The 6,062-nt window shown below is 69.8% G+C and carries 8 protein-coding genes; 5 read left to right on the top strand and 3 right to left on the bottom strand.

The annotated features are described in order from the left end of the window. Together A4X16_RS18305 and A4X16_RS11365 are read left to right on the top strand one after the other, a co-directional pair. The coding region (locus A4X16_RS18305; protein WP_231880340.1) for an FAD-dependent oxidoreductase at positions 1–322 on the top strand (322 nt) is incomplete at its 5' end. Further along, positions 319–1,041, top strand: coding sequence for a methyltransferase domain-containing protein (locus tag A4X16_RS11365; RefSeq protein WP_067120584.1), 723 nt, complete (start codon positions 319–321; stop codon positions 1,039–1,041). The genes A4X16_RS18305 and A4X16_RS11365, both read left to right, overlap by 4 nt. A gap of 124 nt (positions 1,042–1,165) precedes the next feature. Here A4X16_RS11365 and lpdA read toward each other — a convergent pair whose 3' ends face one another. Continuing rightward, positions 1,166–2,563 (bottom strand): dihydrolipoyl dehydrogenase, encoded by a 1,398-nt coding sequence (gene lpdA / locus A4X16_RS11360; RefSeq protein WP_067120583.1) that lies wholly within the window; start codon positions 2,561–2,563, stop codon positions 1,166–1,168. A gap of 9 nt (positions 2,564–2,572) precedes the next feature. After that, complete coding sequence (locus A4X16_RS11355; RefSeq protein ID WP_067120581.1) at positions 2,573–3,244, bottom strand: copper resistance CopC family protein; 672 nt, start codon at positions 3,242–3,244, stop codon at positions 2,573–2,575. Between the two features lie 99 nt (positions 3,245–3,343). Here A4X16_RS11355 and A4X16_RS11350 point away from each other — a divergent pair, with 99 nt between their 5' ends. The 3 genes from A4X16_RS11350 (at position 3,344) to A4X16_RS11340 (ending at position 5,160) form a co-directional block, all read left to right on the top strand. Further along, a complete protein-coding gene (locus tag A4X16_RS11350) occupies positions 3,344–3,829 on the top strand; it encodes an FHA domain-containing protein (protein WP_067120579.1) in 486 nt (161 codons plus the stop codon). After that, a complete protein-coding gene (gene ftsR, locus A4X16_RS11345) occupies positions 3,829–4,515 on the top strand; it encodes a transcriptional regulator FtsR (protein WP_067120577.1) in 687 nt (228 codons plus the stop codon). Before A4X16_RS11350 ends, ftsR begins: the two co-directional genes overlap by 1 nt. A gap of 99 nt (positions 4,516–4,614) precedes the next feature. Further along, positions 4,615–5,160: a MerR family transcriptional regulator gene (locus tag A4X16_RS11340; protein ID WP_067120575.1), complete on the top strand. Its 546-nt coding sequence runs from the start codon at positions 4,615–4,617 to the stop codon at positions 5,158–5,160. 80 nt (positions 5,161–5,240) lie between these two features. Here A4X16_RS11340 and A4X16_RS11335 read toward each other — a convergent pair whose 3' ends face one another. Next, on the bottom strand, positions 5,241–6,053 hold the full coding sequence (locus tag A4X16_RS11335; protein WP_067120628.1) for a ParA family protein: 813 nt from the start codon (positions 6,051–6,053) through the stop codon (positions 5,241–5,243). Between the last annotated feature and the right edge of the window lie 9 nt (positions 6,054–6,062).

Raw genomic sequence — 6,062 nt, 5'->3', positions numbered from 1 at the left:
CACCGAGCGCGGTGCGATCGACATCGACGATCACATGCGCACGAACGTCGAGGGCATCTACGCCATCGGCGACGTCACCGCCAAGCTGCAGCTCGCCCACGTGGCGGAGGCTCAGGGCGTCGTGGCCGCCGAGACCATCGGCGGCGCCGAGACCCAGACGCTGCGCGACTACGGCAACATGTCGAGCGCCACGATCCTGTTCGTCATCCGGCGCATCCTCGACCAGGGCGCCCGGCCGGGGGAGCGCGTGGCCGCCATGGCGTTCGGTCCCGGCCTGACCGCCGAGAGCGCCCTGATGACCGTGGCCGTCGGCGCCGCATGAGCCACGATCTCTCCGTGCGGGCACACGATGCGACGGAGCTCATGGACGACCCGTCCGCCGACCTCGCGATGCTGGAGCGCACCTACGAGCGCTTCCGCATCGTGAACGCCCTCGTGTCGCGACCCGGCCAGCTCTACCGGAACGAGATCCGTCCGAGAGCCCGACGCGGCCCGGTGCGGGTGCTCGACGTCGGGGCCGGCGGCGCCGACGTGTGCAGGATGATCGCCGCGCGCCTGCGCCGGGACGGGCTCGAGGGGGAGATCACCGCGCTGGATGCCGACGAGCGGGCCATCCGCTGGGCCGCCGCTCACGACGATGGAGCCGGCGTCCGCTACCGCCGCGCGCTGGCGGAGGACCTCGTCGCGGACGGGGACCGGTACGACGTCGTGTTCTCTAACCATGTGCTGCACCATCTCAGCGAGGCGGAGCTCCAGAGCGTCCTCCGGGACACCGATCGGCTCACGGATGCGGGCGGCGTGGTCGTGCACCGGGACATCGCGCGGAGCCGAGCGGCGTACGCCCTGTTCGCGGCGGCGACCCTGCCGTTCGCCGGCACGCTGCTGCGCGGCTCCTTCATCCGCGTGGACGGCCTCATCAGCATCCGCCGGTCGTACACCCCCGCCGAGCTCGCCGCCGTCGCACCCGCGGGGTGGACCGTGCGCGGCGGGCTCCCGGCGCGCCTCGAGCTGCGCCGGGAGAAGGGCGACGCGCGACGGTGAGGTCGCGGTCCGCGCGCTCGACGAGACGACCCCCCGAGGCGATGCCTCGAGGGGTCGTGCCGTCACGGGTGCGGAGCGCCGGATCGGACGTCTGCGCGTCCGCCGTCAGCCCTCGATCCGTCGATCAGAAGTTGATCATGTGGCCGGCGAGGCCGTGGAAGCCTTCCTGCAGCGCCTCCGACAGCGTCGGGTGCGTGTGCACGTTGCGGGCCAGCTCGAGAGCCGTGAGGTCCCACTTCTGCGCGAGCGTCAGCTCGGGGAGCAGCTCCGACACGTCGGGGCCGATCATGTGGGCGCCGATGAGCTCGAGGTGCTCGGCGTCGGCGATGAGCTTGACGAAGCCGACCGGCTCGCCGAGCCCGTGGGCCTTGCCGTTCGCCATGAACGGGAAGGTCGCGACCTTGATCTCGCGTCCCTCGTCCTTGGCCTGCTGCTCGGTGAGCCCGAACGACGCGACCTGCGGCGAGCAGAACGTCGCGCGCGGCATCATCCGGTAGTCGCCCAGCGTCTGGGTCTCGGCGCCGCCGATGGTCTCGGCGGCCACGACGCCCTGAGCCTCCGCCACGTGGGCGAGCTGCAGCTTGGCGGTGACGTCGCCGATGGCGTAGATGCCCTCGACGTTCGTGCGCATGTGATCGTCGATGTCGATCGCACCGCGCTCGGTGAGCTTCACGCCCGTGGCCTCGAGGCCGAAGCCCTCGACGTTCGGCGCGAAGCCGACCGACATGAGGACCTTGTCCGCCTCGATCGAGGACTGCTGGCCGTCCTTGCCGGTGTACGTCACGGTGACGGAGGAGCCGTTGTCGACGACGCTCTCGACCTTGGTCGAGGTGAGGATGTCGACGCCGTAGTTCTTGTACTGCTTCGCGATCTCCTTCGACACGTCGGCATCCTCGTTGGGGAGCGCGCGGTCGAGGAACTCGATGATCGTGACCTTCACGCCGTAGTTCGTCATGACGTAGGCGAACTCCATGCCGATGGCGCCGGCGCCGACGATGACGATCGACTTCGGGAGCTCGCGGGAGAGGATCTGCTCCTCGTAGGTCACCACGTTGTCGCTCAGCTGCACACCGGGGAGCAGGCGCACCTTCGAGCCGGTCGCGATGATGACGTTGTCGAACGTGACCTCTTCGGTGGAGCCGTCGGACTTGGCGACCGAGATGGCCTTGGGTCCGGTGAAGGTGCCACGACCGTCGTACTCGGTCACCTTGTTCTTCTTCATCAGGAAGTGGATGCCCTTGACGCGCCCGTCGGCCACGACGCGGCTACGGTCGAACGCCTTGCCGTAGTCGATCGTGAACTCACCCGAGATGCCGAAGAAGTCGGCCTTGTGGTTGAGCGTGTGGGCGAGCTCCGCGTTCTTCAGGAGAGCCTTGGAGGGGATGCAGCCGACGTTGAGGCACACACCACCCCAGTACTTCTCTTCGATGATGGCGGTGGACAGACCGAGCTGCGCGCTGCGAACCGCAGCGACGTATCCGCCGGGACCTGCACCGAGGATGACGACATCGTAGTGTGGCATGCCTTAAGCCTATCGCCCCGTCGATTCGTCGGAGTCGCCCTCCGGGTCCTCCTCGGAGCCGGATCCGCGACCCTTCAGAGCGACTGCCGCCACGCCCGCGACGGCGGCGACGAGGACGCCGGCGATGGACAGGATCCAGATCCAGGTCGAGGCGCTCGAGCCCTCGTCGGAGGAGTCGGTCGCCTCGGGCGTCGGGGTGGCGGTGGAGGGCGACGCGGTCGCCGTCGTGTCGCCCGGGTCGGTGGTCGGGGCGGTCGTGGGGGCTGTGGGGTCGCCGGCGGAGGAGGCGGCCACCGTGAAGTCGAACTCGCCGGACGTGGGGTGGCCATCGCTCGACACGATCTTCCAGATGACGCGATACGCCCCCGCCGCGGCAGGGTCGGCGAGCGGCTGCGTGACGATCGCGCCGTCGACGGTCGCCGCGCCGTCGGTCACCGACGCGCCGGTCGCATCGGTGACGACGACCTCGGTCGCCCCCTCGCCGTCGATGAGCTTCGCGCTGAAGGTCAGGGTGAGCTCCGCGGGGAGCACGTCGACGGTGCTGCCGGCCTCGGGCGACGAGGCGATCAGGCTGTCGTGGGCCGCCGCCGACAGCGGCGAGACGAGCACGAGGAGGGCCGTCAGCAGGGCGGCGGCCAGGGCGATCGGACCAGCGGGAGAGGGGCGCGCTGCAGTTTTCACAGGTACAGCCTATGAACCCCCGGTATGCGAGCCCTGAGTGTGAACCCGCCTCACGCGAGACGCGTCGCATCCGTTAGTCTGGAGGACTAGGAGGGCACAGTGACAGACAGCGACAGCCGACCGGCCGGAGACGCCGCGTTCCATCGTCCCGGCGAGCAGAGGCACGACGTGACGCAGACGTTCGGGCACGACTCGGACCTTTCCTTCGTGCCTTTCGGCGTGGAGCTGACGGAGGTCGAGCAGAGCGCCATCGCGGCCCTGCCGTCGGGATCCGCGCTCCTGCTGGTGCGCTCGGGCGCCCTCGCCGGCGCGCGCTACCTGCTCGACACCGACGTGACGACCGTCGGCCGCCACCCGGAGGCCGACATCTTCTTCGACGACGTGACGGTCTCTCGCCGTCATGCCGAGATCACGCGCTCCGGCACGACGTTCGAGATCATCGACCAGCGTTCGCTGAACGGCACGTATGTCAACGGGGAGCGCGTCGACCGCAGCGTCCTCGAAGACGGCTCCGAGCTCCGTGTCGGCAAGTTCCGACTGAACTTCTTCGTCGCTCCCGTCGATCGCGTCGCGGCGAACGCCTGATGGCGGCATCGCCCGCCCGCGAACGCTCCGCGTCGCCGGGGCTGTTGAGCATCGGTCAGGTGCTCGCCCGGCTCACTCCGGAATTCCCCGAGCTCACCTCGAGCAAGCTGCGCTTCCTCGAGGTGCAGGGGATCGTCACCCCGTCGCGCACCGACTCCGGCTACCGCAAGTTCTCCCAGGCCGACATCGAGCGGCTGCGACTCGGTCTCACCCTGCAGCGCGACCACTACCTCCCGCTCAGCGTGATCCGGGATCAGCTCGACGAGGCCGAGGCGAACGGCGAGTCCGCCGCGCTCGTGCCGCCGCCCTCGATCACGCCCACGCCGAGGCGCTACCGTCGCGCGGAGCTGCTCTCGGCGGCCGGCGCCGGACCGCAGCTCCTCAACGACGCGATCAGCACCGGCGTGATCGCCGCGCAGGAGACGTATCCCGAGGCGACCGTCACGCTGCTCCGCGGTCTCGTCGCCCTCGACCGGCACGGCATCGAGCCCCGGCACCTCCGTTCGCTGCGCCAGGGCGCGGAGCGGGAGGTCGCCCTGATCGAGTCCGCCATGTCGGCGCTCCTGCGTCGGACGGACGCCGCCTCGCGCGCCAAGGCGAGCGAGATGGCGCCGACGCTCGCGACGAAGATCGACGAGGTGCGCTCGCTCTTCGTCAAGGACGCGCTGTCCCGCCTGCTTTCGTAACGAACTGATTGCGACACACCTTCGGGGTCGCTCGGATGTCATTGCCGGTGCACGGGGGCTGCTCTACCGTGGAGATAACGGCTCCAGAGAGGAATTCAGATGAATGCGGATGAGCGTGCAGGCGACCCGCGGTTCGTGACCGAACTCCTCTTCACCGACGGTCTGCCCGCGATGGACGACGAGGTCGGCTACCGCGGAGCGGTCGCCGCGCGCGCGGCCGGCATCACCTATCGACAGCTCGACTACTGGGCCCGCACCGAGCTCGTCGAGCCCACCGTGCGCGGCGCCAGCGGCTCGGGATCGCAGCGCCTCTACGGATTCCGCGACATCCTCGTGCTGAAGCTCGTGAAGAGCCTGCTCGACACCGGCATCTCGCTGCAGCAGATCCGCACGGCGGTCGAGGAGCTCCGCCGCGCGGGCATCCGCGACCTCGCCGGCACGACGCTGATGAGCGACGGGGCGTCGGTCTACCTCTGCACCTCGAACGACGAGGTCATCGACCTCGTCAGCCGCGGACAGGGCGTGTTCGGCATCGCCGTGGGCAAGGTGCTCCGCGAGGTCGAGTCCACGCTGGTCGAGTTCGACCCGACCGCTCCCGACCCCGTCGACGAGCTGTCCGCCCGCCGCGCCAAGCGCACCGCCTGAGACTGCGGCCCGGAATCCGGGCTCCACGAAGAAACGGCCACCCTCGCGAGAGGATGGCCGTTCTGCTGTGCGGGGGCGTGTCAGGCCTGAGCGCCGGACTCCGGCACCGGGATGCGTCCCGTGCGGATGATGCGGTCGAGCAGCTGGTCGAAGTCGGCGGCGAGCTCCTGCGCCGAGTCGCCGGGCCAGATGTGCAGCGGCTTGGCCGCGCCCTGCGCCTGCTGCAGCGACGTGCGCTCGGGCAGCTGAGGCGACAGCACGAGAGGACCGAACATGTCGCGCAGCTCCTTGATGCGGAACTGGTGCTCGATCGACTGCGGGCGCACCCGGTTCACGACGATGCCGAGCGGCTGCAGACGGGGCGAGAGACCGCGGCGGATCTCCTCGATCGCGCGCAGCGCGCGGTCGGCGGCGGCGACCGAGAAGAGACCCGGCTCGGTCACGACCATCACGCGGTCGCTCGCGGCCCAGGCCGTACGGGTCAGTGCGTTGAGCGAGGGCGCGCAGTCGATGAGCACGAGGTCGTAGTCGCTCTCGACGGCGGCGAGCGCCTCCTCGAGCTTCCAGACGTCGCGGACGCTCGGGTGCGGGCCGTCGAAGTTGATGGCGGACGGACTGCCGATCAGCACGTCGATGGTCCCGGGGTGCACCTTCGCCCAGCCGCTGGACGTGATGGCCTGACGGACCACCTTCTCCTTCGGGTTCGCCAGGACGTCGGCGATGTTGAGGCGACCGGCCACCTGGATGTCCATCCCGGTGGACACATCGGACTGCGGGTCGAGGTCGACGACGAGCGTCCGGACACCACGGGCGAAGGCCGCTGAGGCCAGTCCGAGGGTCACGGTGGTCTTGCCGACGCCTCCCTTGAGAGAGCTGACGCTGAGTACGTGCACGAACACCAC

The organism is Microbacterium sp. H83 (assembly GCF_001650405.1).
Taxonomy (GTDB): Bacteria; Actinomycetota; Actinomycetes; order Actinomycetales; family Microbacteriaceae; genus Microbacterium.
This window is presented reverse-complemented; position numbering and strand designations above follow the sequence as displayed.

Excerpts from the sequence above, each read along its gene's own strand:
- ftsR (WP_067120577.1), top strand. The coding sequence starts at position 3,829 with ATGGCGGCATCGCCCGCCCGCGAACGCTCCGCGTCGCCGGGGCTGTTG.
- A4X16_RS11340 (WP_067120575.1), top strand. The coding sequence starts at position 4,615 with ATGAATGCGGATGAGCGTGCAGGCGACCCGCGGTTCGTGACCGAACTC.
- A4X16_RS11365 (WP_067120584.1), top strand. The coding sequence starts at position 319 with ATGAGCCACGATCTCTCCGTGCGGGCACACGATGCGACGGAGCTCATG.
- lpdA (WP_067120583.1), bottom strand. The coding sequence starts at position 2,563 with ATGCCACACTACGATGTCGTCATCCTCGGTGCAGGTCCCGGCGGATAC.